General features: G+C 59.4%; 31 protein-coding genes. 19 read left to right on the forward strand and 12 right to left on the reverse strand.

The genetic code is table 11. The annotated features are described in order from the left end of the window. The first annotated feature begins 1 nt into the window (after position 1). The 6 genes from M516_RS0112120 (at position 2) to M516_RS0112145 (ending at position 5,443) form a co-directional block, all read left to right on the forward strand. Entirely contained in the window at positions 2-787 is a 786-nt protein-coding gene (locus M516_RS0112120) for a methionine ABC transporter ATP-binding protein (RefSeq protein ID WP_029099351.1), read from the forward strand. Beyond that, complete coding sequence (locus M516_RS0112125) at positions 784-1,452, forward strand: methionine ABC transporter permease (RefSeq protein WP_029099352.1); 669 nt, start codon at positions 784-786, stop codon at positions 1,450-1,452. The genes M516_RS0112120 and M516_RS0112125 overlap by 4 nt, the downstream gene beginning before the upstream one ends. Before the next feature lie 68 nt (positions 1,453-1,520). Next, on the forward strand, positions 1,521-2,417 hold the full coding sequence (locus tag M516_RS0112130) for a MetQ/NlpA family ABC transporter substrate-binding protein (RefSeq protein ID WP_029099353.1): 897 nt from the start codon (positions 1,521-1,523) through the stop codon (positions 2,415-2,417). 131 nt (positions 2,418-2,548) lie between these two features. Next, a complete protein-coding gene (ssuE, locus tag M516_RS0112135; protein WP_029099354.1) occupies positions 2,549-3,103 on the forward strand; it encodes an NADPH-dependent FMN reductase in 555 nt (184 codons plus the stop codon). 218 nt (positions 3,104-3,321) lie between these two features. Further along, the gene (locus tag M516_RS0112140; RefSeq protein WP_029099355.1) at positions 3,322-4,647 is read left to right on the forward strand and encodes an LLM class flavin-dependent oxidoreductase; all 1,326 of its coding nucleotides are present in this window, start codon (positions 3,322-3,324) and stop codon (positions 4,645-4,647) included. Between the two features lie 226 nt (positions 4,648-4,873). Continuing rightward, positions 4,874-5,443: a DUF502 domain-containing protein gene (locus M516_RS0112145; RefSeq protein ID WP_029099356.1), complete on the forward strand. Its 570-nt coding sequence runs from the start codon at positions 4,874-4,876 to the stop codon at positions 5,441-5,443. 53 nt (positions 5,444-5,496) lie between these two features. Here the strand turns inward: M516_RS0112145 and M516_RS23420 are convergent, their stop codons facing one another. Next, the gene (locus tag M516_RS23420) at positions 5,497-5,736 is read right to left on the reverse strand and encodes a hypothetical protein (RefSeq protein ID WP_035289659.1); all 240 of its coding nucleotides are present in this window, start codon (positions 5,734-5,736) and stop codon (positions 5,497-5,499) included. A 77-nt stretch (positions 5,737-5,813) separates the two neighbouring features. After that, positions 5,814-6,248 (reverse strand): DUF2621 domain-containing protein, encoded by a 435-nt coding sequence (locus tag M516_RS0112155; RefSeq protein ID WP_029099357.1) that lies wholly within the window; start codon positions 6,246-6,248, stop codon positions 5,814-5,816. 297 nt (positions 6,249-6,545) lie between these two features. Here M516_RS0112155 and M516_RS0112160 point away from each other — a divergent pair, with 297 nt between their 5' ends. The 3 genes from M516_RS0112160 (at position 6,546) to M516_RS0112170 (ending at position 8,454) form a co-directional block, all read left to right on the forward strand. After that, complete coding sequence (locus tag M516_RS0112160) at positions 6,546-6,920, forward strand: hypothetical protein (protein WP_029099358.1); 375 nt, start codon at positions 6,546-6,548, stop codon at positions 6,918-6,920. Between the two features lie 105 nt (positions 6,921-7,025). Beyond that, positions 7,026-7,991: a tetratricopeptide repeat protein gene (locus M516_RS0112165; RefSeq protein ID WP_029099359.1), complete on the forward strand. Its 966-nt coding sequence runs from the start codon at positions 7,026-7,028 to the stop codon at positions 7,989-7,991. A 70-nt stretch (positions 7,992-8,061) separates the two neighbouring features. After that, positions 8,062-8,454, forward strand: coding sequence for a VOC family protein (locus M516_RS0112170; RefSeq protein WP_029099360.1), 393 nt, complete (start codon positions 8,062-8,064; stop codon positions 8,452-8,454). Positions 8,455-8,469: 15 nt separating this feature from the next. On the opposite strand, the gene M516_RS0112175 is transcribed toward M516_RS0112170, so the two are convergent. The 4 genes from M516_RS0112175 to M516_RS0112190 form a co-directional block, all read right to left on the reverse strand. Continuing rightward, on the reverse strand, positions 8,470-8,877 hold the full coding sequence (locus tag M516_RS0112175) for an NUDIX hydrolase (RefSeq protein ID WP_420796323.1): 408 nt from the start codon (positions 8,875-8,877) through the stop codon (positions 8,470-8,472). Positions 8,878-8,993: 116 nt separating this feature from the next. Continuing rightward, positions 8,994-9,800: an ABC transporter permease gene (locus M516_RS0112180; RefSeq protein WP_029099362.1), complete on the reverse strand. Its 807-nt coding sequence runs from the start codon at positions 9,798-9,800 to the stop codon at positions 8,994-8,996. Continuing rightward, on the reverse strand, positions 9,787-10,584 hold the full coding sequence (locus M516_RS0112185) for an ABC transporter ATP-binding protein (protein ID WP_029099363.1): 798 nt from the start codon (positions 10,582-10,584) through the stop codon (positions 9,787-9,789). Before M516_RS0112185 ends, M516_RS0112180 begins: the two co-directional genes overlap by 14 nt. Positions 10,585-10,589: 5 nt before the next feature. Beyond that, positions 10,590-11,582: an ABC transporter substrate-binding protein gene (locus M516_RS0112190; RefSeq protein ID WP_029099364.1), complete on the reverse strand. Its 993-nt coding sequence runs from the start codon at positions 11,580-11,582 to the stop codon at positions 10,590-10,592. Positions 11,583-11,716: 134 nt separating this feature from the next. On the opposite strand from M516_RS0112190, the gene rnz reads away from it, so the two are divergent. The 3 genes from rnz to M516_RS0112205 all read left to right on the forward strand — a co-directional run bounded on the left by rnz (position 11,717) and on the right by M516_RS0112205 (position 13,654). Beyond that, positions 11,717-12,694: a ribonuclease Z gene (gene rnz / locus M516_RS0112195; RefSeq protein WP_029099365.1), complete on the forward strand. Its 978-nt coding sequence runs from the start codon at positions 11,717-11,719 to the stop codon at positions 12,692-12,694. Between the two features lie 24 nt (positions 12,695-12,718). Continuing rightward, entirely contained in the window at positions 12,719-12,943 is a 225-nt protein-coding gene (locus M516_RS0112200) for a hypothetical protein (RefSeq protein WP_029099366.1), read from the forward strand. A gap of 90 nt (positions 12,944-13,033) precedes the next feature. Then, complete coding sequence (locus tag M516_RS0112205) at positions 13,034-13,654, forward strand: YczE/YyaS/YitT family protein (RefSeq protein WP_051188228.1); 621 nt, start codon at positions 13,034-13,036, stop codon at positions 13,652-13,654. A 69-nt stretch (positions 13,655-13,723) separates the two neighbouring features. Here the strand turns inward: M516_RS0112205 and shc are convergent, their stop codons facing one another. After that, entirely contained in the window at positions 13,724-15,592 is a 1,869-nt protein-coding gene (shc, locus tag M516_RS0112210) for a squalene--hopene cyclase (protein WP_152523394.1), read from the reverse strand. Positions 15,593-15,834: 242 nt separating this feature from the next. Here shc and M516_RS24800 point away from each other — a divergent pair, with 242 nt between their 5' ends. Together M516_RS24800 and M516_RS0112220 are read left to right on the forward strand one after the other, a co-directional pair. After that, positions 15,835-15,933, forward strand: a complete 99-nt coding sequence (locus M516_RS24800) for a YjcZ family sporulation protein (protein WP_029099369.1) — start codon at positions 15,835-15,837, stop codon at positions 15,931-15,933. Positions 15,934-16,151: 218 nt separating this feature from the next. Continuing rightward, a complete protein-coding gene (locus M516_RS0112220) occupies positions 16,152-17,072 on the forward strand; it encodes a S8 family peptidase (RefSeq protein WP_029099370.1) in 921 nt (306 codons plus the stop codon). An 84-nt stretch (positions 17,073-17,156) separates the two neighbouring features. Here the strand turns inward: M516_RS0112220 and M516_RS0112225 are convergent, their stop codons facing one another. Then, entirely contained in the window at positions 17,157-17,471 is a 315-nt protein-coding gene (locus tag M516_RS0112225) for a hypothetical protein (protein WP_029099371.1), read from the reverse strand. 83 nt (positions 17,472-17,554) lie between these two features. Here M516_RS0112225 and M516_RS0112230 point away from each other — a divergent pair, with 83 nt between their 5' ends. After that, on the forward strand, positions 17,555-18,016 hold the full coding sequence (locus M516_RS0112230) for a YaiI/YqxD family protein (protein ID WP_035289663.1): 462 nt from the start codon (positions 17,555-17,557) through the stop codon (positions 18,014-18,016). Further along, positions 18,013-18,684 (forward strand): phosphatase PAP2 family protein, encoded by a 672-nt coding sequence (locus M516_RS0112235; protein ID WP_035289666.1) that lies wholly within the window; start codon positions 18,013-18,015, stop codon positions 18,682-18,684. The genes M516_RS0112230 and M516_RS0112235 overlap by 4 nt, the downstream gene beginning before the upstream one ends. On the opposite strand, the gene M516_RS0112240 is transcribed toward M516_RS0112235, so the two are convergent. Continuing rightward, the gene (locus M516_RS0112240) at positions 18,672-19,553 is read right to left on the reverse strand and encodes a LysR family transcriptional regulator (RefSeq protein ID WP_029099373.1); all 882 of its coding nucleotides are present in this window, start codon (positions 19,551-19,553) and stop codon (positions 18,672-18,674) included. The two genes, M516_RS0112235 and M516_RS0112240, sit on opposite strands and share 13 nt — an antisense overlap. 131 nt (positions 19,554-19,684) lie before the next feature. Between M516_RS0112240 and M516_RS0112245 the strand changes: the two genes are divergently transcribed. After that, a complete protein-coding gene (locus M516_RS0112245) occupies positions 19,685-20,902 on the forward strand; it encodes an MDR family MFS transporter (protein ID WP_029099374.1) in 1,218 nt (405 codons plus the stop codon). Between the two features lie 390 nt (positions 20,903-21,292). Here M516_RS0112245 and M516_RS0112255 read toward each other — a convergent pair whose 3' ends face one another. Together M516_RS0112255 and M516_RS0112260 are read right to left on the reverse strand one after the other, a co-directional pair. Continuing rightward, entirely contained in the window at positions 21,293-22,696 is a 1,404-nt protein-coding gene (locus M516_RS0112255) for an amino acid permease (RefSeq protein ID WP_029099375.1), read from the reverse strand. Between the two features lie 188 nt (positions 22,697-22,884). Continuing rightward, entirely contained in the window at positions 22,885-24,276 is a 1,392-nt protein-coding gene (locus M516_RS0112260; protein ID WP_370512100.1) for a sigma-54 interaction domain-containing protein, read from the reverse strand. Positions 24,277-24,499: 223 nt separating this feature from the next. Between M516_RS0112260 and M516_RS0112270 the strand changes: the two genes are divergently transcribed. Together M516_RS0112270 and sda are read left to right on the forward strand one after the other, a co-directional pair. Next, positions 24,500-25,711, forward strand: coding sequence for an ornithine--oxo-acid transaminase (locus M516_RS0112270; RefSeq protein ID WP_029099377.1), 1,212 nt, complete (start codon positions 24,500-24,502; stop codon positions 25,709-25,711). Between the two features lie 329 nt (positions 25,712-26,040). Next, positions 26,041-26,178 (forward strand): sporulation histidine kinase inhibitor Sda, encoded by a 138-nt coding sequence (gene sda, locus M516_RS0112275; RefSeq protein ID WP_029099378.1) that lies wholly within the window; start codon positions 26,041-26,043, stop codon positions 26,176-26,178. Positions 26,179-26,345: 167 nt separating this feature from the next. On the opposite strand, the gene M516_RS0112280 is transcribed toward sda, so the two are convergent. After that, positions 26,346-26,852 (reverse strand): molybdopterin-binding protein, encoded by a 507-nt coding sequence (locus tag M516_RS0112280; protein ID WP_029099379.1) that lies wholly within the window; start codon positions 26,850-26,852, stop codon positions 26,346-26,348. Positions 26,853-26,990 lie beyond the last annotated feature (138 nt).

Genomic DNA, 26,990 nt, shown 5'->3' on the forward strand with positions numbered 1-26,990 from the left:
CATGATCGTCATTTCCAACCTCAACAAGACGTACAAAACCCCCAAAGGCACCGTCACGGCGCTGGAGAACATCAACCTGCGCATTGAAAAAGGGGATATTTTCGGCATTATCGGCTTCAGCGGCGCGGGCAAGTCCACGTTGATCCGCTGCCTCAACCGGCTGGAGGAACCCGATTCCGGCAGCATCGAGATCGAAGGCAAAGTGATCACGCAGTTGAACCAGTCGGAACTGCAGCAGGCGCGGCGGAAAATCGGCATGATTTTTCAGCAGTTCAACCTGCTCGACTCCAAGACGGTATTCCAGAACGTGGCGTTCCCGCTGAAGGTGGCGGGTCACCCGAAGCCGTTCATTCAAAAGCGGGTCAGAGAGATTCTCGATCTCGTCCAACTAAGCGACAAGGAGAACGTCTATCCGTTCCAGCTCAGCGGCGGACAAAAGCAGCGCGTGGGCATCGCCAGGGCACTGGTGAACGAGCCGGATGTCCTGCTCAGCGACGAGGCCACCTCCGCGCTCGATCCGCAAACCACCTACTCGATTCTGGAACTATTGAAGGACATCAACCGGAAGCTGCACCTTACCATCGTGTTGATAACACACGAATTGGACGTACTGCAGCACATCTGCAACAACATGGCGGTCATCGAGAACGGCCGAATCGTCGAAACCGGTTCCGTCGACAAGTTTTTCCTGAATCCGGAAAGCGACACCGCCAAACGGTTCGTGAAAATCATCGAGTATTACCGCGACAAGCGCATGGTCATGGAAGGAACGGGGGCGGGGATATGAGGGACGATCTGATTGATTTGCTGTGGAAAGGCCTTCTGGAAACGCTGTACATGGTGTTTTGGTCGTCCTTGTTTGCCCTCGTTCTGGGAATGACACTGGGGGTTACGCTGGTCGTGACCGAGAAGGGCGGCATTCTGGAAGCCCCCCGGCTGCACAAGGTGATCAGTACCCTGATCAACAGTGTCCGTTCGCTTCCGTTCATCATCCTCATCGTGCTGCTTTTGCCCTTGTCCCGCTGGGTCGTGGGGACGACGCTGGGCCCCACCGCCGCCATCGTTTCGCTTTCCATCGGTGCGGCTCCGTTTCTCGGGAGAATCATCGAGAACACGCTCAAGGAGGTCAGCCCGGGAAAAGTCGAAGCGGCGAAGTCCATCGGTGCGCCGCCGTTTACCATCATCTTTCACGTGCTGATTCCGGAGGCCCTGCCGGCACTGGTGCGGGGGATCACCATCGGCATTATCGGCATCACGGAATTTACCGCCGTTGCCGGCGCGATCGGCGCTGGCGGCCTCGGCAGCCTGGCCATCCGTTTCGGCTATCAACGGTTTCGGGAGGACGTGCTGTTTGCGACCGTCATTCTGATCATCCTGCTGGTTCAACTCATTCAGTGGGGCGGCGACTTTATTGCCGGACAAATCAGCAAGAAGCGCTACAAATTCGAGTAAGGCAGCAGACAGGATCAGTCACGGTTTCATTCATTTCACCTAAATCCAAAGAAAATGGGAGTGTTCGTATGGGTAAGAAAGGTTTGTTCGTCGTTATCGCACTTTTGGCCATCTTCAGTTCGGTCCTTGCCGGTTGCGGCTCCGGCGGCAGCAGCGCACCAGCCGCTTCGGACACAGCCGCGCAGGGCAGCCCGGCCAACGCCGGTACGTCATCCGACGCGGGAGGAACCGCGCAGCCGAAACAAGAGGTGACGCTGAAGGTAGGGGCCGCCCCCGTCCCGCATGCGGAGATTTTGGAATTCATCAAACCGAAGCTGAAAGAAGAAGGCATCAATCTGGAAGTGGTCGTGCTGGACGACGAAGGCCAGTTGAATCCCGCGCTGCAGGACGGCCAAATCGATGCGAATTTCTTTCAACACGTCCCGTACCTGGATTCGGTCAGCAAGGAAAAGGGGTATGACTTTGCCGTGACCACAAAGGTTCACGTGGAACCGATCGGCTTCTATTCGGACAAACTCAAATCGAAAGACGAGCTGAAGGACGGAGCCAAAATCGGGATTCCCAACAACCCGTCCAACGAGTACAGAGCGCTGGTGCTCTTGCAGGAGCAGGGACTCATCAAACTGAAAGACGGCCTGACCACGTACGAGGCAACGCCAAACGACATCGTCGAAAACCCGAAACACCTGCAATTCGTGGAGGCCGAGGCCGCTACCCTGCCGAGGGCCCTGCCGGATCTGGACGGCGCTGTCATTAACACCAACATCGTGCTGGAAGCCAACATCGATCCCAACTCCGCGCTGTTCCGGGAAGACGGGAACTCCCCCTACGCCAACGTGATCGTGGTCCGCAAAGGCGACGAAAACCGCGAAGAAATCAAAAAGCTGGGAGCGGCTCTGCAAACGCCGGACGTGAAGACATTTATCCAGAACAAATACGGGGTCGCCGTGGTGCCCGCGTTTTGAGGGAGACGGTCAAGCTGCCGGCATCGGCCGTTGACACCCTGCCGAAGCCGCGCTATACTTTCCATAACCTAGTAAACAGGTGGGAAATAACGGTTTTGTTTGTCAAATCCATGTGAAAGGTTGTGCTCTGAATGGCAATCATTACGGTGATTTCAGGCAGTCCGACCGAGTCGTCACGGTTGAACGGGCTGCTGCAGGAAGTGCGCAAAACGGTCCAATCCGAGGGATGGGAGTACCATGAAATTCAGGTCAGGCAGCTCCCCCCGGAAGATTTGGTCTATACCCGGTTTGACAGCCCGGCCATTCTGGAAGCGAACCGAATCATCGCCAAATCCGACGCGGTCGTCGTTGCGACGCCCATTTACAAAGCGTCGTATACCGGTGTGCTGAAGTCGTTTCTCGACCTGATTCCGCAGAAGGGGCTGGAGAAGAAAATCGTGCTTCCCTTGGCGATCGGGGGCACCATTGCCCACCTCCTGGCCATCGACTACGCCTTGAAGCCGGTCTTGTCGGCACTCGGAGCCAACCACATTTTCACGGGTGTCTATGCGCTGGACACACAGGTCACCCGTTTGGAGGGCGGCGGGTTCGAGCTGGCCGAAGAGCTGCAAGCCCGCCTGCAGCAATCGCTGGCCGAGTGGGTACACGCGGTGAAGGGGACTGCGAAGGAAGCGAAGTCACTGTAACCAGGACACGGATCGACCGGTCCGCCTCTTACGAACGTCTCGCAAAAGCACGGAGAATATCCATCTGTCGACCAGTCAACTGGAGATGCCTCACCCCCCCGATGGGAGTGACGCATCTCCTTTTTGGTTGGCGGACATTCCCGCATGGTGAGCAGGACGTTTGTCGGACACGCGCATGCGGGAAACGGGCACAAGCGTTTTGAAAAGGAGGAATCCAAATGGCAGCGGCACGGACGTTGAAACTGGGCGCGATGATCCACGGTGTCGGGGGCACGATGGATGGCTGGAGGCATCCGGACATCCTCTCCGATGCCAGCGTGAACTTCGGATTTTACAAGCAGCAGGCGCAGAAGGCGGAGTCCGGGAAGTTCGATCTGATCTTTATCGCGGACGGCCTGTACATCAACGAAAAATCGATTCCGCACTTTTTAAACCGGTTTGAGCCGCTTACGATTTTGTCGGCACTGGGCGCGGTTACCTCCAGGATTGGCCTCGTCGGCACCCTGTCAACCTCCTACAGCGAGCCGTTTACGGTGGCGCGGCAGTTCGCTTCCCTCGACCACATCAGCGGAGGCAGGGCAGGCTGGAATGTCGTGACGTCACCCTTGGAAGGCTCTGCGCTCAATTACGGGAAAAAACACCCGTCCCACGAGGAGCGGTACAACATTGCCGAGGAGTTTCTCGAAGTGACAAAAGGGCTGTGGGATTCCTGGGAAGACGACGCCTTTATCCGAGACAAGGAATCGGGCATTTTCTTCGACCCCAGGAAAATGCACCGGTTGAATCACAAAGGGACGTACTTTTCCGTGCAGGGTCCGCTCAACATCGCCCGCTCCAGGCAGGGGCAGCCGGTCATTTTCCAGGCGGGGTCGTCGGACAGCGGCAAAACCTTGGCGGCCAAATCGGCCGACGCCGTTTTTACCAACCATGAAACCATCGAGGACGCCAAGCGCTTTTATCAGGATGTCAAACAGAGGGCTGCCCGCTACGGCCGCTCCCCGGACGACATTCTCATTTTCCCGGGAATCGGTCCGATTGTCGGGAGAACCCGGGAAGAGGCCGAACGGAAGTACGAGGAAATGGCCCGGCTGGTCACCATCGAGCATGCGCTGAACTATCTGGGCCGATACTTCGATCACTTCGATTTCTCGCAGTTTCCGCTGGATGAGCCCTTCCCCGATATCGGGGAGATCGGAAGCAACAGCTTCCGCAGCACCACGGACCGAATCAAGCAAATCGCGAAAGAACAGCGTCTGACGCTGCGTCAGGTGGCGCTGCGCGCAGCGACCCCGAAAGACAACTTCATCGGGACGCCCGAGACGTTGGCCGATCTGATCCAGCAGTGGTTTGAAGAGGGGGCGGCGGACGGATTTATCATTCATGCCAACGTTCCGAGGGGATTGGACGACTTCGTCGAGTTGGTCGTGCCGATTCTGCAGGAGCGGGGCATCTTCCGAACCGAGTATGAACACGATACCCTGCGCGGCAATCTGGGGCTGCCGATCCCGGCAAACCGGTATGCCAAGGAGAGCGTGAAGGGGTAACGGGCGGTTCCCGACCGATAATGGTGTGGAAAATAATAACAGAAGAGTGCTTGAACATGTACAGACGCTGCTGCTGTCATGCCTGTAGAGGGCGGCAGCCAGCCTGAAGTCCTGCTGTTTGCCCATGAAAAAAGGCGCACGTACGCAGAACGGGAAATGGTGCTGTCGTTCTCCCCGTCAGTCGGGTACAATGATCGGGGAGAAGGGAGCGAAAGGAGAAACGTCTGTGAAACGTGTCGTGCGCTATTTCCTGGAAGGACTGCTGTACGTCATCCCCTTGGCCGCCACCGTCTACATTTTGTACACGATCTTTGTCACGGTGGACAGTTGGCTGGGGCTGCCCGTGCCGGGAGCGGGATTCCTGCTGACGATCGCGGGGATTACGGCCATCGGCTTTCTTGCGTCCAACGTCCTTACGCGCGGGCTGCTCTCGTTGGTGGCCGCCTTGTTTGAAAAAATGCCGGTCATCAAGCTGATTTACTCGGCGATCAAGGATCTGATCGGCGCGTTTGTAGGAGAAAAGAAAAGTTTTGACAAGCCGGTGCTGGTCACGCTCACCCGCGACGGCCACGCCAAGGCGATCGGCTTTGTCACCAGAGAAAGCCTGGAGGCGTATGGCCTGCATGACCATGTGGCCGTCTACCTGCCGCAGTCGTACAGTTTCGCCGGCAATCTCCTGCTGTTTCCCAAAGAGCAGGTGCAGCCGCTGGAGGTGGACAGCTCGGAGGCGATGACCTTCCTCGTCTCCGGCGGGGTGTCCGGAAAACAGCCCAACATCGAACAGACCCCTTCCTGACGGAGAGGGGTCTGTTTTCTGCGTAAAAAGGAATTGATCTTGAATCAGAGCCGTCAACTGCTGAAAAAGCCGCTGCGGCTGGAGTGTCTGCGGCGGTAGTGCGCGTGGCCGTAAGAAGTGTGACCGGTGTGGCCGAAGGGGCCGCGGTGGCGGTAATCGCTGCTGCTGTATCGGCGGTGTCCGCCCGTATTCATCAGCAGGCCGGCCCCCTTTTTCAGCAGGGCGATCACCACGACCGCCGCGATGATCAACAGCAGCAGGCCGATGCCGAGTATGGCGAGAATGACTGACATGCTCATCGTCTCCTTGTCATGTGGGTCTACCTGTTTGTACGAACGGGCCGGCGTCCGGTTTCAGGAGAACGGCGAGCCTACGATTCCGCGTGCAGATATTGTTCGTACGGCGTGTAATCGATCTGTTTTTTCTGCAGGTGCTGAATCAGCCACTTGTGATCCCGCTTCGGCGTGGCGATGATGTAGCCTTTGACGATCAGCTCGATGGTGATGGTCGTCGCCTTTTCCTCCAGGGCGAGCTGGCCGATCTTCGCCGCGATCGAGCGGCGGGCCACATCGCGGAACAGCTTCGGCACCGGCTCCACCAGTTCGTTGAGCAGTGCAAGCCCTTCATCCGTCCACATGGAGCGGGTCTGTTCGATATAGTAGTCCTGCCAATCCAGATCGGATTTGCCGTCCTGTTTCGGCATGGATTTCAAGAACTTGCGGAACATGAAATACCCGCCGATGCCCATCAGCGCGACCAGAACAAACGTCCAGCCGATGATAAACAAGGAAAAACCCGTGGACATTTGCATAGCGTGTGCAACACCTCAATCCTGTTCTTCTAAGCGCAACTATAGCGCATTTCACGCTTTCCAACAAATCTTTTTTCCACGCGCTGTACGCCGCTCTCACCAGGGGTGCCTGGATACAGCGTACTAGAAGCGCAGGCCGTTTGCAAACGGACGGGCCGGCCGGCAGCGGCGAGCGGAAGGCGGCATTCCGTCCGCGTTGTCGGGCGGATGTGCAGAGTGGGCGGTTTGCTCTTCCCAAGCGCACATACAATTTAGTATTATTAGAATGAGACTCAAAAGGAGCTGACGCCCATGTTCAAGCTAGGACAACGTGTCGTCATCGTTGCTGACTCCTTTGAACAAGGGATGCCGATTGGTGAATACGGGTATCTGATTGGTCGTGACCGAAATCCCGACAGCGCGTTTGCGTGGATTGTACGCATTCCGAAGATAGATAAGCAGTACGCTGTGCCGGAAGAGGACATCGCCTTGGAAGAGAAGCTGATCGAGCAGGAGGCGGAACGCATCCAGCGGGAAGCTCTGCTTGACTTTGCGCTGGCTACGCGCAACGAGGCCCTCTTCCGCCAACTGATGGGCATGCAGGACGAAGCAGCGGACAATGGCGACCCTGTTAAGGAATCAATGGAAGAGTTCATTCGCAAAGTGAACATAAAAGCCTGGATCTAACGGGGGCCCATGGACAGCGAACGGTTTCCTTTCGGGGAAATCGTTCTTCTTCTTGGGGACATTTCCCTGTTTGACATGGCACAGAGACGAAAGCGAGGCTGTTGCATGTCGGAATTTGTGACGTTTACCAACGAATTTGGCCAAACGATCCAGATGTCGCGCGAAGATTACCAGAAGAAAGTGATTCCGAACTATCTGGACAAGTACTGGGACGAGAAGGAAAAGCTTCGCGATTTTGCGATGGGGCTGGTGCGCGACCAGTTCACCGAACAGGCGGCCGTCGCGGCCGATCGCCTGCTGGAACTGTACGGACCGATCGAGTCTGCGCTCATTTTTCGCGCCGTGGTGCACATGCAGGCGCGCGAGTTCGACAAGGCCAAGACGATGCTGATCGACTGTCTGGAGCGCTTTCCCACCTCCGGCACCGCCTGCACCAATCTGGCCAAAATCTACGCGTTTCAGGGCGAAGAGGCCAAAGCGTTTGAAACCCTGGAAGCCGGGCTGTTCAAGGACCCCAATCAGGAAAACGGGCTGAACATGTACGTGGAAAGCTTCCTGCAGTTCAGCAAGCGGGACGAGCTGAAACAGCGGCTGGAGGCGCTTGCCGCCAAAGAGGGGGCGTGGATGCCGCAGCTCCACATGGCGCGCCTGTTCCTGACGGAGGGCAATCTGCTGAAGGCGATGCAGTGGTACAGGCAGGCCATCGAGAGAGCCAAGGGGAAGGACGAAGTGGTCATGACCGTCACCGGCGAGCTGGGACAAGCCGGGTACGTCTATCAACTGATCCAGATCTGCGAGGAGTACTGGTCACCCGCGTTCCCCTTTCCGTATGCGGGGTTCAACTACGCCAACGCGCTGCTGGCCACCGACCAGAAGGAGAAGGCCATCGCCGTGCTGCGCGAGATGCAGCAGCATCTGCCCGACAAGTACAAGCCGATGGTGGACCATTTTTTGGCCCGGGTGCCGGGAGCGCAGGAGACGGAAGCGGCGATGCGGGAGCAGGCGCAGGCGCAGACGGTACCCAGACAGGAAGAATCGAACAAAAAGAGCTGGTGGAAGTTTTGGCAATAGCCCGCTTGCGTCCAGGTGTCCGGCAGTACGTACGGCCGGACGCTTTTTTTGTACAGGGGAGGGGACGGCAATGCTGCACCATGTGGAACTGTACGTGTCCGATTTGCGCCGGTCGGCCGCCTTTTGGGGCTGGCTGTTGGAACAGTTGGGATACGAGCCGTTTCAGGAGTGGGAAAACGGCGTCAGTTGGCGATGCGGGGAGACGTATCTGGTCTTTGTCCAGGCGGAGGAACGGTTTCTCGACATTCCCTACCACCGCTGCCGGGTCGGGCTCAACCATCTGGCGTTTCACGCCCGCAGCCGCAGGCAGGTGGATGCGCTGACGGAGGAACTGCGCAGGCGGGGCGTGACGATCCTGTACGAGGACCGTCATCCCCATGCCGGAGGGCCTGATCACTACGCGGTGTACTTTGAAGATCCGGATCGGATCAAGGTGGAAGTGGTGGCGCCGGTGTGGGGATGAGGGCGCGGGCATGCTTCACGGCGACCGGCGGGAGCGGAGCACGGAAAGGAGCGGGTCGCGGTCTTCCGGAAAGGAAAGTTCCAGATGTTCCAGCGCCTCTGGTGAAATCCATGCCACCTCGTGAATGAGGCCGTCCGGATCGTGGAGACGAGGATGGCCGCCGATGATCTCCGTTTCAAAGTAGTGAACCGTAATCTGGGCATCGTTCGATTTCATTCGCTTCACCCACATCTCGCGCCGTATCCGCACCACGAACCCGGTTTCTTCCCATACCTCGCGGACGCAGCATTCTTGAAGCGTTTCGCCCGGCTTTTTGCCGCCGGAAGGAACAGACCAGCGTTTTGGCTCTTCGGGTGTTCCCTGAAGCACCATCAGCAATTGCCTGTGGTCGTTGACACACACGGCGGCAGATCCTTCCCACACGAACAAGTGAGCCACCTCCTTTGTCTTGGCATCATTTTACCATGGACAAACGGAACGTGCTTCACGCAGACCGGCGCCGTTCCCCGCGAGAGCGGAACGGCGCCGGTGCCAAGCCTCTATTGAAACTGGCGGGTGAGCAGCCGTTCGAGAACGGCGACGCCTTGATACATCAGGGTGGCGACCACCGCGATGATCGCCAGGCTCACCATCACCAGGGTAAAATTGAACACCTGAAAACCGTAGATGATCAGATAGCCCAGCCCTTTTTGCGAGACGAGAAACTCGCCGACGATCACGCCCACCCAGGAGAGGCCGACGTTTACCTTGAGCGTGGAGAGAATCGTCGGGATCGTGGCGGGCAGGATCACCATCGTAAAGGTTTGCCGCTTGTTGGCGCCCAGCGTCTGGACCACCTTGACGTAATTGGGGTTCACTTCCTTGAAGCTGGTGTAGATCACGATGGTGGTGATGATGACGGAGATGGCGCATCCCATCGCGATCACGGAGAGCAGGCCGGGCCCCAGACCGACGATGAAGACGGGGCCCAGCGCCACCTTGGGCATGCTGTTGCCGACCACGAGATACGGCTCCAGCACCCGGGAGAGAAAAGGGGACCACCAGATCAGGGTGGCGAGCAGCGTGCCGAGCAGCGTGCCCAGCAGGAAGCCGACAACGGTCTCCCCCACGGTCATCGCCACGTGCGGCAGCAGGCTGCCGTCCAGCATCAGCGACCAGAACAACTGCCACATTTTGGACGGGTAGCTGAAGATCAGCACGTTGATGGCGTTGGCGCGGGCGAGGCCTTCCCAGACGCCGATGAACAAGAGCAACAGGGCCAGTTGGGTGGCGACGATCAGGCAGCGCTGTCTCGCTGCCTGTCTCAAATGGCTGCGGTGGATCGCGTCAATCTCATTTGGCTGCATCGGACACCACCTCCATCTCTTTCCATACCTGGTGAAACAGCTCGTGAAACCCGGGATGATTGCGGGCGTCAAACGGCAGCGCTTCACGGATCGCCGCCGGCACGACCACTTCGCTGCTGATGCGGCCGGGATTGCGCGCCAGGATGTACACCCGGTCGCCCATCGCAATCGACTCGGACAGGTCGTGCGTCACCAGCACGGCCGTTTTTTTGTGGCGGCGCAGGGCGGAGAAAATCAGGTCCTCCAGCTTCAGTTTGGTCTGGTAGTCCAGCGCCGAAAACGGTTCATCCAGCAGCAGGATGTCAGGCTGGCAGGCGAGCGTGCGTACCAGCGCCACCCGCTGCCTCATCCCGCCGGAAAGCTGCGACGGATACGCCTTGCGCACGTCGGCCAGTTCCATTTCCTCCAGCAGATGCAGGGCGTACGCTTCCGTCTCCCGGTTGCGGATGCCTTGTATGTCCAGGCCGAGGAAGATGTTTTCCTCGATCGTGCGCCAGTTGAACAGAAAATCCTGCTGCAGCATGTAGCCCACCTGGCGGGAGGTTCCCTCCACCGGCCGTCCTTCGATCAGAATCTTGCCGGCCGTCGGTTTTTCCAGCCCGGCGATCAGGGAGAGCAGTGTCGTTTTGCCGCAGCCGCTGGGGCCGACCAGGCAGATGAACTCGCCTTCCTCCACGCGCAGGTTGATGTCCCTGACCGCCATGAACGCCCTGGACGTCGTGACGTAGAGATGGGTGACGTGGCGCAGCTCGATCTTGGCCGGCAGAGAAAGAAGCTGGTTCATGGAGCTTACTTCCCTTCCTTGGCGGTTTTGGCGAACGTGGTGTTGACCAGCTTGGCGTAATCGACGCGCTGTTTCAGTTCACCCGCCTGGTCCATGATGTCCTGCAGGAGGTTCCACTCGGTTTCGTCGAGAATCGGGTCGGTGGCGTACGAGCCCTGCTCCAGATAGCGTTTGACGGAGCTTTCCAGAATCTCCGGCTTGACCTCCTGGAAGTAGGGCGCGATCACCTGGGCGGTCTCTTGGGGAGAGTGGCTGGCCACCCATTGTTGCCCTTTGTAGATGGCATTGGTAAACTTTTGGATAGCGGTTTTCCGCTCGTCGAGATAGCTTTGTTTGGCCATGTACGAGGTGTAGGGAACCGTGCCGCTTTCCTTGCCGAACGAGGCGACGACGTACCCGATGCCGTCCGCCTCGAATTGGGACGCCTGCGGCTCGAACAACTGGACGTACGCTCCCGTCCCCGAGGCAAAAGCGGAAGCGACGTTTTTGAATTCGATGTTCTGAATCAACTGCAGGTCGGCGTGCGGATCAATGCCGTGCTTTTTCAGCACGTACTCGCCGACCATCTGCGGCATGCCGCCTTTTCGCTGGCCGAGAAAGACGCTGCCCTTCAGTTGGTCGAAGCTGAAGTGATCCAGCTTTTGGCGCGACACGAGGAAGGTGCCGTCCGTCTGCGTCAACTGGGCAAAGGTGATGACCGGATCGGCCGCTCCCTGCTGGGCGACGTAAATGCTCGTCTCCGAACCGACCAGCGCCACGTCGATGCCGCCGGAGAGCAGGGCGGTCATGGTTTTGTCCCCGCCCCACGTGGTGGTCAGCTCCACGTCGAGCCCTTCCTCTTTGAAAAAGCCTTTTTCCAGCGCGACATACTGGGGGGCGTAAAAGATCGATCGGGTTACTTCCCCGATCCGTATTTTTTCCGGGGCGTCGGCACAGCCGGTCAACAGCGCCGTCAGCGCCAGTCCGGCGGCAAGCCCCAGAGAGAGCAGTCGCTTCATCATAATCCCTCCTGACAGGTCAAGTGCCTGAACGATTTGCCTGATGTAGGGTATGCGCCCCCTGAAAAAAGGGTGAATGCCCAGCGTCCGGACAGGCACCTGGACGTCAGGATGAAAAGGAGACCAATCGCTACATGATCGTTACCTTCCTGGGAACCGGATCGGGTGCCCCGTCGACGCGACGAAACGTCAGCGGGATTGCCCTTCGCTTTGTCCAAACAGGCAAGTGGTGGCTGTTTGACTGCGGCGAGGGCACGCAGCACCAGATTCTGCGTTCGCCGCTAAAAGTGAGTCAATTGGAAAAAATCTTCATTACCCACCTCCACGGGGATCACCTGTACGGCTTGATCGGCCTGCTGGCCAGCCGCTCGCTGCGCAACGACGAGGCATCGGCGGTGGAGCTGTACGGGCCGCCGGGTGTGGACCGCTACATCCAGGCGGTGATGGACGTCAGCCCCGTCCATCTGCATTACCCGCTGCATGTGCACATCATCGAGGAAGGGACCGTCTGGGAAAACGAAGAGATGACGGTGTCATGCCGCCGGGTGCAGCATCGGGTACCGGCGTACGCCTATGCCGTGGTGGAAAAGGATCGCCCCGGCGCGTTTCTGGCGGACGCGGCCAAACGGGCCGGCATCCCGCAGGGGCCGCTGTACGGGGCGCTGAAGCGGGGAGAGCGGATCACCCTGTCCGACGGCCGTGTCTTCGATGGCCGCGATTTTGTCGGTCCGGCCCAGCCGGGGCGGAAAGTGGTCTACAGCGGAGACACGCAGCCGTGCCGCGCCGTCCGGGAACTGGCGGCCGGGGCCGACCTGCTGATTCACGAGGCGACGTACGCCTACCGGGACAAGGAACTGGCCGTGCGCAGCGGCCACTCCACGGCCCGGGAAGCGGCCCTGCTGGCCCGGGAAGCGGGGGTGAAGGCGCTCTGCCTCACCCACTTCAGCCCGCGCTATGAAAATGAAGACGGGGACCTGACGATGGCCGATCTCTTGGCGGAGGCGCAGGACGTCTTTCCCAATACGACGCTGGCGGAGGATTTTGCCAGCATCCCCGTAAAACGGGTACGCGGCACGGTGGGAGAAACGGAAAATCCCTGCTATAATGAATGATCATCATCAGGAAAGAGGGAGAGCATGAAACGGGTTACCTTTGCAACACCGGAAGAACTGCGGGAGCACTGCCTGCGGGAGAACCTTTCCCTGATCGTGGAGTACCGTGACGAGGAAAACCGGCAGCGGCAGGTCGTCCTGGCGGGAGAGCGGCTGAACGAGCTGGAAGCCTACATCGACCGCCCGAAAGCGGAGGCGTACTTCCGCAAAGACGGCATTTTTCACGAAGTGGTGGCCGGATGGCGGTAACCGGTGAAGAACAGAGAGAGAACCGGAGAGGATAGGTGAACGGGAGTGTCCGGGAAACGAATCGGCGGGCCGCTCGTGGTTCGCTACGCCATGTTTGTGCTGGGGCTGTTCATCGGCGCGTTTGGCTGCGCGCTGACGATCAAGGCCCACCTGGGCGTCTCGCCCTGGGATGTGCTGCACATCGGCCTGCAAAAGACCTTTGGGCTGACGATCGGCATCTGGTCGCAAATCGTGGGGGTCATCGTCATCCTTCTTTCGTATGTGCTGGCGAAAATCAAACCGACGTTTGGCATGTTTTTAAATATGGTCTGCTTTGGCAGTTTTCTCGACTTTTTTCTCTGGCTGGACGTCGTCCCGACAGCCGAAACCATGCTGGAACAGCTGCTGATGCTGCTCGCCGGTGTGCTGGTGATGGCCGTCGGCACCGGGATGTACATCTCCCCGCGGCTGGGCGCGGGGCCGCGCGACAGCTTCATGCTGGCGATGAACGAACGGATGGGCTGGAGCATTCAAAAGGTGCGCATCGCCATCGAGGTAACCGTCCTGTTGGCGGGAGCGGCCCTGGGCGGACCGGTGTCGATCGGCACCGTGCTGATCGCGCTGCTGACCGGCCCGCTGATCCAGCGCACGATCCCGTTCTGGCAAACCGTCATGCAAAAACCGTACGGGATGGCGCCTGCCCCCCAAGCCAAAAAGCCTGCAGCTTCTTGACGGAGCGCAGGCTTTTTTGGCGTTTGCAAACGGCAGGGAGGACGGACGACGGGCGGTTTTGCCGTTCGGCTACGGCTGAAATTTGTTCCGGTACTGGGCGAGCGTCAAGAGCGGCCAGATGTAGCGGTAGCTGTGGTAGTGAATGTAAAAGCCTCCGGGCAGGGCGGCGCCTGTCGGATAAGACGACGTCCAGTCCCGCCGCTTTCCCGCCGCGAGGAGAAAGCGGACGCCCGCTTCCAGCTCCGGGCCCGTTCTGCGGGAGACGGCAGTCAGCGCGTCGACGGCCCAGGCCGTTTGCGACGGCGTGCTGGCGCCGAGGGGAACGTATCGTTTCAGCACGTCGCTTTGGCACGACTCCCCCCAGCCGCCGTCCCGGTTCTGAACGCTCCGCAGCCACGAGACGCCTTTTTGGATCGCCGGATGATCGGGAGAGACACCTGCCGCGATCAACCCGCTCAGGGCCGCCCAGGTGCCGTACAGGTAGGAGATGCCCCAACGTCCGTGCCAAGAGCCGTTTGTCTCCTGATGACGGAGCAGCCAGTCAACGCCCCGCCGGACGGCCGGATGCTGCAGCGTCATACCGGCGTGATTCCCCAAAAATTCCAATGTCCGCCCCGTCAGGTCGGCTGTGGACGGATCGGTAAAAGCGGCCTCCGCCCCGCCGGCGGGAAGCAGCTTGACCAGCGGATTGGCGGTGTTTCGTTCAAACGCCGGCCATCCGCCGTCACTGTTTTGCATGGAAAGAAGCCAGCGCAGTCCCCTGTCCCACGCCTGCCGAATTGCCGGGTCCCCACTGCCGGCGCGGTGCAGGGCACGCAGCGCCGCCGTCGTATCGTCCACGTCGGGATTGATCGTGTTGATGTCGGAAAAGCCCCACCCGCCCGGCGGCACGCCCGGACTGCGCCGGGCCCAATCGCCGTATCGGTTGTGCTGGCGGCTGAGCAGGTAACGAGTCGCTTGTTGGATGACGGGGTGGGAGACCGGCATGCCGGCCGTTTGCAGGGCGTGACTGAGCAGTGCCGTATCCCAGATGGTGGACGTGGAGTTTTGCATGTGCAAAACGTCGCCAACGGGACAAACCAACCGCTCAGCGCCGCGAACCGCCCGGATGATGACGGGGTGATCCGGTCGGTAGCCCAGCGCGAGCAGGGCAAAGATCATCAGAAACGTGGCGGTGAAAAAACTGTACAAGGTGCCGTCCGGCTCCAGACGGTCCAGGAGAAAACGCTCCGCCTCCCGCAGCCCCAGCTCGCGGGCAGGCCGCAAGAAGGAGGGGAGACTGCGGATTCCGCTGTCGATCAGCTCGTGGAACCAGATGAGGTCCAGCTGCTGCGGACCGGCCGATGGCAGTCCGCGAAACAGGTCGGACAGGTCGGGCATCTGCCGGGACCTGACGGCAAACGTCCGGGCAGCCGCCACCATGATCGGGACCAGATGTACCCGGGCAAAGCCGACCAGATCAAACAGATGGAGGGGAAAAAAGGGCGGAACGAGCATGAACTCCGCCGGAATCGGAAACGGCGGCCAGGGATGTTGGCCGGTCAGGGCGAGCATGACCCTCGTGCCCAGATTGGCCTGCGCCAGTCCTCCCTTGGCCCGGATGAACCGTCTGGCCGCCTGCAGGCGCTCATCGGACGGCGCGGCGGCTCCGGCTGCCAGCAGGGCGAAATAGGATTCGATCGTCGTGGAGAGATTGCCGTCTCTCTCATCGGAATACAGCTTCCAGGTGCCGTCCGGTGCCTGCCGGGAAGCGATCCGCTTCGCCAGCCCGCTGATCAGCGGTTCGTTGGGGATGTTCAGGGTGCGCAGCAGGATGATCGCGTACGCGTCCGTCAACGGCCCGCTTTCAAAACAGTACCGCCAGGAGCCGTCGGCCTGCTGCTCGCGCTGCAGCACAGCAGTCAGCCGTTCCAGCTCGCTGTTCACGCGCAGCGGCACGCGCGCCACCTCCTTCGTCTGTCATCGTTTCGGTTGCGGTTCGCCGGGAAATCAGCTCACACTCTATGGCTATGACCGCCGGGATTGTCCGGCTCCCCGCCGCATGCGGCGGAACGGGAACCGATGGGGCAGGCCTGCCAAATTGGACGGCGCTGAAATGCAGCACATGGGCGTCCGTCCAATCAATCCATACGTTTGACTCATACCGTATGAGTAGTTGCCGACAAAGGAGGGGAAGCGTAATGAGTAGTCTGTTTAATGGCGGTTTTTTTGACGATTTTGCCTTGGTGCTGGTGTTGTTTGTCTTGCTGACGATCGTCGGGTGCGCCTGCGACAACTAATCCGGACACGCAAAAGGCGGGTATGAGCAAAGGGGGAGCGGAAGCGCTCCCTTTTGCTTTGCGGTTTTTTTGCGCGTGAGGCACAGCAGCTTGGCGGGCGGCTGGAACAGCGCACAGCCATTCGCCCTTTTTTTCCAACCTGTGTGAACACCCAACCCCAAACGCGGCATCTGTACATAGGATGATGCAGACATTTGTCACGACAGGGAGGAATCCAGGTGAAGATCTTGACGTTTCATCATCAAGCGCCGTTTGCCGACATTTTGGCGGAGCTGAAGGAGAAGTTGGCCACCCGGGCGGTGAAACAGCCGTGGCGCTGCTTTGACGACGTGTCCTGCATGTGCGTTCGCGATGAACTGTTTCAGATGTACCAGGACCACTTTTTGCGGCACAATCCGATCGTGGAAGAAAACGTGGTGGTCAGCGTGCACACGGAAGAAGAGGTGCCCTGGGGCGTGAAGTATGTAGGGGCGGAACGGATGTGGAAGAGAAGCAAGGGAACCGGGGTGAAGATCGCCGTCATCGATACGGGGATTGACCGCAGCCATTTCGAACTGCGGGATCGGGTGAAAGGAGGCATCGAACTGGTCCGGGGCAAACGCAACGGACACGGCACCCACGTGGCCGGCATCATCGTGGCGGAAATGAACCAGCGGGGGATTGTCGGCGTCTCGCCGGAGGCCGATCTCTACGACGTGCGCACGTTCCGCGAGGACGGCACCGCCACGCTGTCCGACATCATGCGGGCGTTGAACTGGTCGATTGAACACAACATGGAGATCATCAACATGAGCTTCGGCATGCCGCAGTACAGCGAGGCGCTGGCGCGGATCGTCAAAAAGGCCGCGGACCGGGGCATCGTCATGGTGGCGTCGGCCGGCAACAACGGGGGGACGGTGGAATACCCGGCCCGGTATCGGGAGGTGATCGGTGTCGGGGCGGTGGGCCAAAACGGCAAGCTGGCCGAATTCAGCTCGCGCGGAAAAGGGATGACGACGACAGCGCCGGGCGTGGACATTTTGTCCACCTGGCCGGGCAACAGCTTCAAGAAGCTGAACGGAACGTCGATGGCGGCTCCGCACGTGACCGGATTGATTGCGCTGCGCTTGGCGCGGCGGAAAAAAACGGCCGCGAGTTGACCGGCCGGAGGCTCCACAATGACGGGCAGGCGATGCCGCTGATCGCCTGCCCGTTTTCTTTGTGCCGTCCTGTTCCGCCTGCGGTTACTGGTGCGTTTTTGTTTCGTAGTCTTGCTGGACGCGAAACCATATATTAAGATCGTTTATAACGCTGGCCAATTCGTGAATCTCGCTGTTCAACTCGCAGGAGCGGGCGAAGTTTTCTTCCTCGAACATCTGTTTTTGCTTTTCGATGATGATGGCTTCCAACTGAATGATGCGGTCGGGAATCGTTGCGCGAATTTCTTCCCACTCCAGCAGCATGCTGGCCCGCTCTTCCGGCGAATACTCGTCCCAGTCGTGGTAGAGGACGGGAAGCCGAATGCCCAGCCGTTCGTCGTACTGAAATTGGTAACGCAAAGCCCTTTCACTCCTCTCCGCTCCCATCATACCAAAAAAGGAGCCGCAGGGGGAGGGCCAAGCCCGCAAAGAGGTGAACCATTGTGACGACTGCAGCCAACGGCCGCGTGCTGATTGACGCCGACGCCTGTCCGCGAAGCGCGCTGGAGATTGCCCGGGCGCTGTGCGAGGAAAAAGGGTGGCGCTGCGTCACCTTTGCCAGCTACCATCACCAGCTTCACGGCGAAGATCACGTCGTGGTGGACGCCGGCCCCCAGGCGGTGGACATGAAGCTGGCCAACGAAGCGGGAGCGGGCGACATCGTCGTCACTCAGGACATCGGACTGGCCGCTCTCGTGCTGGGGAAACGGTCCAGGGCCGTGACGCCGCACGGGTCGGTGTTCGATGCGGAACGGATCGCGTTTCAATTGGAAGAACGAAACGAAAAAGCGCGCTTCCGCCGGGGAGGCGGGCGAACCCGCGGACCGTCCGCGCGCACGCAGGAGGACGATCAGCGGTTTGCGGACGCGCTGCGCTGGTTGATGGAGGAGGGAGGACGAGGATGAATCGCCATTTGGCCGGTCTCCTGTGGGGAGCCGGATTCTTTTTGATCTTGTCGCTCGCCCTGATTGCGATGTGGCGCCGGGATTGGTTCGGCCCGCTGGATCAAGCGGCGTTTGCGGCAGCCGCCGGGATGCGGTCCGCGCCCCTGACGGCGGCCATGACGGCGGTGACCCAGTTGGGCGGGGGAATCGTGCTCGCGCCGCTCGGGCTGCTCGCGGCCGCGCTGCTGTTCGTGAACGGGTACCGTTCGCAAGCGGCTGCCGTCCTGATCGCCCTCCTGGGCAGCGAACTGTTGAACGAGGGGCTGAAGCACTGGTTTGCCCGGCCGCGGCCGATCGGCTTCAACCTGATCGAGCGGCCCGACTCGTACTCCTTTCCCAGCGGTCATGCGATGGTGAGCCCGCCCTTTTACGCCATGCTCGCCCATCTGCTGCGCGGGCGGCTGGCGGACAAGGCGTGGTCCGTGTACATAACACCTGCTGGTGTGCTCTTGATCGTCCTGATTGCCGCAAGCCGCGTCTACCTCGGCGTGCACTACCTGAGCGATGTGCTGACAGGCCTCTGTCTGGGCGCTTGCTGGTACTGCCTTGTCCGATACGGTCTGGAAGCGTGGGGCAGCCGGCCGCGGCCGCAGACGGTCGGTCCTGTCACGCCCGCTCAGACGGAATAGCCGAATTCCTGCATCAGGCCCAGCCATTTTTCCACGCTGGGCTTGTTCTTTTTGTCCCGGGGCAGGACGATGTAGGCGGAACGTTTGGGCGGTCGGCTGCCGACAATGGCGATTTCCTTCAGCGTTCCGGCGGCGAGGTCGGCCTTTACCGTCGAACGGGTCAGCAGGCTGACGCCCAGCCCTTCCTTCACCAGGTCGATGGCCAGCTCCGCCTTGTCCACGTGCAGTTTGGGGACAAAGCTGCGCGGCAGCGTCTGCCGGATCCACTCGTCAAACGGCGGCCCCCAATTCATGAAGAGCAGGGGGAGGTTGCGCAGTTCGCGAGCGTCCACACGGGTCGCCGCGAGTATCGAGTCGTCCGGGGGGCTGACCAGCACGATCTCGTCTTCCCAGGCGGGAATCACCTCAAAGTTGGGCAGGGACGGTGGCACGTAGACGATCCCGATCTGGATGACGTTGTCCAGGAGAAATTGAATTACGTCGGCGGAGTGGCCCGTTTTGGTGCTGATGGCAATGTGCGGGTAGCGGTAGTGGTACTCCTTGAGAATCGGCTCCAGGATGGAGGTCCAGATCGAATTCAGGCTGCCGATGGAGAGGTAATCCTCGTACGGCTGGAGGGCGGCCACTTCGTTCAGCGCCTCGTTGGCGAGCTTCAGGATCCGTTCGGCGTACGGCAGCAGCGTCAAACCGGCCTGGGTGATCTTCACGCTGCGCTTGTCCCGGGTAAACAGCGGCTTGCCTACTTTTTCTTCCAGTTGTTTGATTCTCGTCGTAACGGTCGATTGGACAACGTGCAGCATTTCTGCAGCTTTTGTGAAGTTTTTCGTTTGCGCCACGGTATAAAAGGCACGCAACTGTTCGAAATCCATATGCTGGGTTCCCTCTTATCACATTCTTTGATTACTCTGTGCAAAAATGTTCGTTTCTCAAATTATACCCGCTTCCGTAAGCTGAGGGTATCGCGAATTGTTTGACAGTTGGTAGAGAGAGTGTGAGAGAGATGAAGAGGGAAGTGTGGAGCGAAACGCCGTTTTCCGTCAAGTTGCTGCTGGCCACCTCGTTTTTGATGAACCTGGGGTTTTACGCGCTGATTCCGTACCTGACCCTGTACTTGACGGGCAGCATCGGGTGGACGGTGGCGATGGCCGGCCTCGTCCTTGGCGTGCGTCAATTCTCGCAGCAGGGATTTGCCTTTCTCGGCGGGGTGGTGGCCGACACCTTTGGCTACAAGGGCACCATGGTACTGGGCCTGTTGATTCGCGCCGCGGGTTTTGCCCTGTTTGCGTTCTGTACAGAGCCGTGGCATTTTTTTCTGGCGGCCGTTCTCTCCGGTTTGGGCGGCTCGCTGTTTGAACCGGCCATGTCGGCCGCTTTTGCCGTGCTGACTCCCGAATCGATCCGCAAAGACGTGTTTGCGTTTCGCAACGTGCTGACCAACATCGGCGTCGTCGGCTCCCAGGTCGTGGGGACCGCCCTGGCCGCCGTCGATTTTACGTACCTGTCGCTGTTTGCCGGCGCCATTTTCGCGGGAAACGGGCTGATCGCGCTGTTCCTGCTGCAGCCGATTGAGGCGAAGCACGAGCGGCACGGCGTCTGGGCGAGCATGTCGCTGGTCCTGAAAGACAGGCGCTTTGTCCGCTACACGATGATCCTGATGGGCTACTACTACCTCAACATGCAGATTTTTCTCACCATCCCGCAATTGGCGGAGGACGTGACGCACAGCAAAACCGCCGTCGGCATCGTCTTGTCGGCCGTCTCCGTTTCCGTCATTTTGCTGCAGATGAAGGTCAGCCAGTGGCTGGAAGGGTACGCGCAGCGCCTCACCCTGATCGGATTGGGCACCCTGGTCATGGGATTCGGCTTGTTTTTGCTGGCGTTTGCTGATACGCTGTGGATGTTGATCGCGGATGCGCTCCTGTTCGCCCTGGGCACGATGATCGCCGTGCCCCATATGATGGACATGGTGCAGCGTTTTGCGCCGCGCGAGCACGTCGGTGCCTACTACGGCTTCAACGGGTATTCGCTGGCGATCGGCGGTTCCGTGGGCCAGTTTGCCGGCGGTTGGGTGTACGATGCGGCCCAGCGGCTGGAGATGTCCTGGCTGCCGTGGACGCTGTGCCTGTTCGTCGGCCTCTGGGTGGCCTGGAAGCTGTACCGGATGGAGCAGGAGATGGCTCAATCCGGCAGCGACTGTATGAGGATGGCCCGCTCCTGAAAAATTTTTTTTGTGCTGACTTGAAACATTTTCCATCTTCCGCTCGTATATAACGGTAGAGATGGTTGGCACAAGAGAAAGGGAGGGAATCACATATGGAAGACATGAAGAAACTGAAACGGATGCTGCTTGTAACCAGTTCCCTTGGATTTGCCGTCTTTGCCATGGTGGTAATCACGGAGATTGTACGCGTAGCCATGTAACACGCCGTACGACGCACGATAGCAACTTACATGAATCGCTTGCGGAAACGAAAAGCTTGCGGTCCCTCAAAGGCCGCAAGCTTTTCTGTGTGGAAAGGCGCGTTCCGCGTTCGGTTCGGTTTGGCTTGGTGCGGGAAACAGGGGACCGCCCGCGCCCCCATCCCGGATCAGCGGTGCATCCGGCCGGTCAGGCCGCGTTTTGATCCGTCCAGCCGTTCTTTTTTTTGACATGCAGATGGTAGATGAGGATGCAGGCCGCGAGGAACGGAATCCCGCAGTACAGCGCGATCCGCTGCTCCGGGTCGAACGCCAGGCTGACCAGCACGGTGATGTTGAGAATCAGCGCGATCAGCGGAAGCACCGGGTAGAACGGCGTCCGGAACTTCAGGTCCTCCAGCAAGCCGCCGTTTCGCAGGTAATGGCGGCGGAATGCGAGCTGGGACAGGGAGATGGAAATCCAGCCCACCTGCGCTCCCAGACCGGCGATCGACAGCAGGACCATAAATACGGTGTCTTCCGCGATGAAGCCGGACAAGAGCGACAGCAGGGAAATGGCAAAGGTGATCAGGAGCGCGTGCATCGGAATCCCCTTGTGGTTGACCGTCGCCAGTTTGTCGCTGGCCATGCCTTCTTTCGACAGGGAGTAGAGCATCCGGGTGGCCGCGTACAGGCCGGAGTTGGCCACGGACAACAGCGCCGTCAGCACGACGAAGTTCATGATGTCGGCCGCATACGGGATGCCGATGCTGTCAAAGACGACAACAAACGGACTTTCGATCACGCCCGCCTGCTGGTAGGGGATCATGCCGGCCAGGACGAAGATCGCCAGCACGAAAAAGACGAGCGTGCGCCAAACGGTGTTGCGGATCGATTTGGGAATCGTCTTTTCCGGCTCCTTGCTCTCACCGGCGGCAATGCCGATCAGCTCCGTTCCCTGGAAGGAAAAGTTGACGGTGATCATCGTCAGCAAGAGACCGGTGATCCCGTTGGGCAGAAGCGGGCTGTCCAGGTAATGGGAGAGCATCGGGGCGGGTTGGCCGTTTTTCATCTCGATCAGGCCGAACATGGCGGCGCCGCCCAGAATGATGAACAGGATGATAGCGCTTACCTTAATGCTCGAAAACCAGAATTCCGTCTCCCCGAACGCCCGCGCCGAAAGCGCATTCAATACGAACAAGACGGCACCGAAAATCGCGCACCACATCCAGACCGGTGAATCGGGAAACCAGCGCTGCATCAGCATGCCCGAAGACAAGAGCTCCAGCGCCACCGTGACGGCCCAGCCGAACCAGTACAGCCAGCCGACGGCAAACCCGAGCGACGGGCTGACAAACCGGGTCAGGTAGGTCTGGAACGAACCGGCCACCGGCATCGCCACAGACAGCTCGCCCAGGCAGAGCATCGTCAGATACATGATCAGGCCGCCAACCAGGTAGGAGACAATCGTTCCGATCGGTCCCGCCTGGCTGATGGTATAGCCGGAGCCCAGGAACAGGCCGGTTCCGATTACGCCGCCGAGCGAAATCATGAACAGGTGGCGGCTGCTCATGGCCCGTTTCAATTCGTGGTGGTGCTCTTTCCGTGATGTCATGTAACCCTCTCCTTCAGGAAAAATACAAACAGCCTTGCATAACCTGCGAGGACATGTCATGCAAGGAGTGTACCAAGTCGGAATTGTCTTGCGTTTGCGGACAATTGCAAAAACGGGGACAGCCTCTGCAAACGAATTGGGCAGCAAGCGCAAAAAAATTCGTCAGCCGCCAAAAATGTTGGCGCACCTCACGAAGGCTTCACGCCCAGTTTGCGCAGGCGGTACTGCAGGCTCTGCCGGCTGATTCCCAATTCCCTGGCGGCGCGGGAGATGTTGCCGTTGTGCTTTTCGACCACGCGCTGTATGTAGTATGTCTCAAACTCCCGCATTTTTTCTTTCAGCGGCTTGATCTCGTCCGCAAACGGCTGAACCGGCATCTTTTCCTTGGCGGCTCCTGCCGTGCGGCGCAAAAAGTGATAGGGAAGATGCGCGGAAGTGATGACCGTTTCGTCCGCCATCAGGTTCATCGCGCCTTCGATGACATGCTGCAGCTCCCGCACGTTTCCGGGCCAGTCGTGGGAGAGGAAAAAGCGCATGACCTCGTCGCTGATCCCCGTCACGTTCATCTGAAACAACTGGTTGTACTTGCGGATAAAATGGTCGACGAGCAGGGGAATGTCCTCTTTTCGCTCGCGCAATGGCGGGATGAAGAGCGTGACCACACCCAGCCGGTAGTACAGGTCCTTGCGCAGCCGCTGTTGGGAGATCGCCTCGATGGGGTCTTCGTTCAGCGCGGCGATGATGCGCACGTCGATCGCCCGGTCCTTCGTGTCGCCGATGCGCCGGATGGACTTTTCCTGCAGGGCACGCAACAATTTGGCCTGCAGCGGCATACTAAGCGAGTTAATCTCGTCCAAAAACAGCGTGCCGCCTTCCGCCTGTTCAAACAGCCCCGGCCGCTCCACCGCTCCGGTAAAGGCGCCGCGCGCGGTGCCGAAGAGCAGCCCCTCGATCAGGGTATCGGGCAGGGCGGCGCAATTTTGCGAAATAAACGGGCCTCCCGCGCGCAGGCTGGCGTTGTGGATACTCTGCACGAACAGCTCCTTGCCGGCGCCGGTTTCACCCACCACCAGCACGGAAGACGAGGTCCGCGCCGCACGTTTGGCGCTCTCAATCACTTCGCGGATGGCCGGGCTCTCGCCGATCATGGTGTCAAACGTGTAGCGGGCGCCGTTTTTGTCCCACAGATTTTCGCGAATCAGCCGCTCCATCTTGGTGACGTCGTTGGCAATCTCCATCGCCCCGATGATCCGGCCGTCCTCCATAAGCGGGAAGGTATTGTTGATGGTGGTGATTTCGATCCCTTTGTCGTTGAAGTAGGTTTGCCGCACGTTGCGCACGCTTTTGCCCGTCCGCAGGCAGCGAAGGAGCGTGCTCTCCTGCCCCTGCGGAAACTGGAACACCTCTGCCAGCGGCCTGCCCAGCACGTCGCGTTTGTTCATCGCCTCCAGTTCCGTCATCTTCCGGTTGTACACGATGGACGTCCCCTGGGCGTCAATCACGTGGACCCCTTCGCTGATGCTGTCGAGAATGTGTTCGTAGATGCGCAAGAAGGTTTCATGCGACTCGTTCGCCATCATCATGCACCTGCCTGTCATTCCTATGAAGGTTATCATACCATAGGAGGAGGCATGTGCAAAATGATTGTGCACCTGTGCGAAAACATACGAGGGACATGCAAAAAAATTTTGCAACTGCTGGAATGGAACCACCGGAGGTTCAAGCTGCGGCAAGATTTGGCTTGGTTGGCATCATTCTTGAATGGATGAACAGGACAACAAGCGATTCAAGGAGGCAGACAACATGAACAAGACCAAGGCGGTCATCGATCAAACCGAGAAATACGGCGCGCATAACTACCATCCGCTGCCGATCGTCATCTCCAAAGCGGAAGGCGTATGGGTGGAAGACCCGGAAGGCAACAGATACCTGGACATGCTGAGCGCGTATTCGGCACTGAACCAGGGCCACCGCCATCCCCGCATCATCCAGGCGCTGAAGGACCAGGCGGACAAGGTGACGCTGACCTCGCGCGCTTTTTACAACGACCAGTTGGGCGTGTTCTATGAAAAACTGGCGCAGTTGACCGGCAAGGAGATGATCCTGCCGATGAACACCGGAGCGGAGGCGGTGGAGACAGCGCTGAAAGCCGTGCGCCGCTGGGCGTACGAGGTGAAAAAGGTGCCGGAAAACCAGGCGGAAATCATCGTCTGTGAAGGCAATTTCCACGGCCGTACCATCACGGTTACGTCGTTCTCATCCGATCCGTCCTACAAGCGCGGGTTCGGGCCGTTCACCCCGGGCTTCAAAATCATCCCGTACGGCGACATCGAGGCCCTCAAGCAGGCGATCACGCCGAACACGGCGGCGTTCATGCTGGAGCCGATCCAGGGCGAAGCCGGCATCATCATTCCGCCGGACGGCTTCCTGAAGCAGGCGTACGACGTGTGCAAAGCCAACAACGTGCTGCTCGTCTGCGACGAGATCCAGACCGGGTTTGGCCGCACGGGCAAGCTGTTCGCGTCCGATTGGGAGGACGTCAAGCCGGACGTGTACATCATGGGCAAAGCACTGGGCGGCGGCGTGTTCCCGATCTCCGCAGTGGCTGCGGACAGGGAAGTGCTCGGGGTCTTTGAACCGGGGTCCCACGGCTCCACGTTTGGCGGCAATCCGCTGGGCTGCGCCGTCGCCGTGGCCGCACTGGACGTCCTGATCGACGAAAAGCTGGTGGATCGTTCCCGCGAACTGGGGGCGTACTTCATGGAAAAGCTGAAAGAGATCCGCAACCCGCTGATCAAGGAAATCCGCGGCCGCGGCCTGTTTATCGGACTGGAGCTGAAAACGGCCGCCCGTCCGTACTGCGAGCAGTTGAAGGAACGGGGTCTCTTGTGCAAAGAGACGCACGAGACGACCATCCGCTTTGCGCCGCCGCTGGTCATCAGCAAAGAAGAGCTGGATTGGGCGATCGAGCGGATCAGACAGGTGCTGCACATCGCCGAGCCGGCCAACGCGTAAAGCACGGCTGCGCCCATACCGCTGAAAAACGAAAACCACCCCGACCGGGTGGTTTTTTGCTGCGTCTTACCTTGATCCTGACGCCGGGGATGGGGGCGGAGTCCGGCTGCCGCTCCTGACCGGCCACAATCGTTCGACAAATTGTGACATGGTGTGGATAAGCGTTCGATGGAAATCCACAGAGACAAACCGGTATCTTTTTCCAGTTGTCAACAATTTGCCCACAGCTTACCCACACGATGTCCACATGGGCTGTGGATATCGGAACGGTTGTTCGCGCACGTCCCTTCTGCTACAATGGGCACATGAAACAGATGGAGGTGACCAAGGTGAAATACTTGAGCGACCAGATGTTGATAGAAGTATATCAGCGTGCCGTCGACCTTCAATTGGATCCCGCCTTCATCGAGCTGCTCTGCGCAGAGATGGAAAGGAGAAACCTCCGCATTACACAAGTCAGCGCTTGATGGGCAAACCTCAAGACAGCATCCATCATAGAAAAGCCATCCGTTTCGGCGGATGGCTTTTTTTGATGCATCTCCACACGTATGTTCGGGACACTGTCCCTCGCTTGTGCCGCACCGCTCGGGTACGGCGGCTGTCTTCCGCGGCATGTCCGGTTGGGGGCAGCCGCTTACTCTGCCGTGACGAATTCGAACGCGGTGATGGCCTTGAGCGGCGGTTCGCCAGACGCAAACCACTCCGGCAGGAAAAAGTAGACGGGGCCGTCTTCGCGCAGCGGTTTGCCGTCTCGGGAAAACTGCAGGATCGCCCGTCTGGCCTGTTCGATCGGCAGCGTCACCGGCTCCTGTCCGTGCCGGTGGATGCGCACGTGCGTCGCTTCCGGCAGCGGGTTGGCGTTGTCGATAAACGGGGCCAGCCGCATGCCGTAATCGCCCTCAAGCGCTTTCCGTTCTTCCGCCAGACTCCGCCGTTCCGACGGCAGTGTGGCTCCTTCCCGCAGTTCCTTGTCCCACTGGGAACCGGTTCCCTGCAGGTAGGCGGATTGCCGTCCGTCCGTCTGCTCTTCTTCTCCCCGGTAGGTGCGCAGGTCGATTTTTCGTTCGTCGAAGATCCACACACTCGGGTCCAGCGTGATGGGGAACGACACGGCCCCCTTGAACACGATCACATCTGACATCCAGCATTCCTCCGTTTGTACAAAATCCTACCCTTGATTGTACTGTACATGCCGGGATGCGGCAAACGGATCTTGGAAAAGAAAATTTTCTGAAATAAGAGTAATTTTGTAATTGACTCATGATTTTGAATTCATTAA

It is taken from the genome of Brevibacillus thermoruber 423, assembly GCF_000454065.1.
Taxonomy (GTDB): domain Bacteria; phylum Bacillota; class Bacilli; order Brevibacillales; family Brevibacillaceae; genus Brevibacillus; species Brevibacillus thermoruber.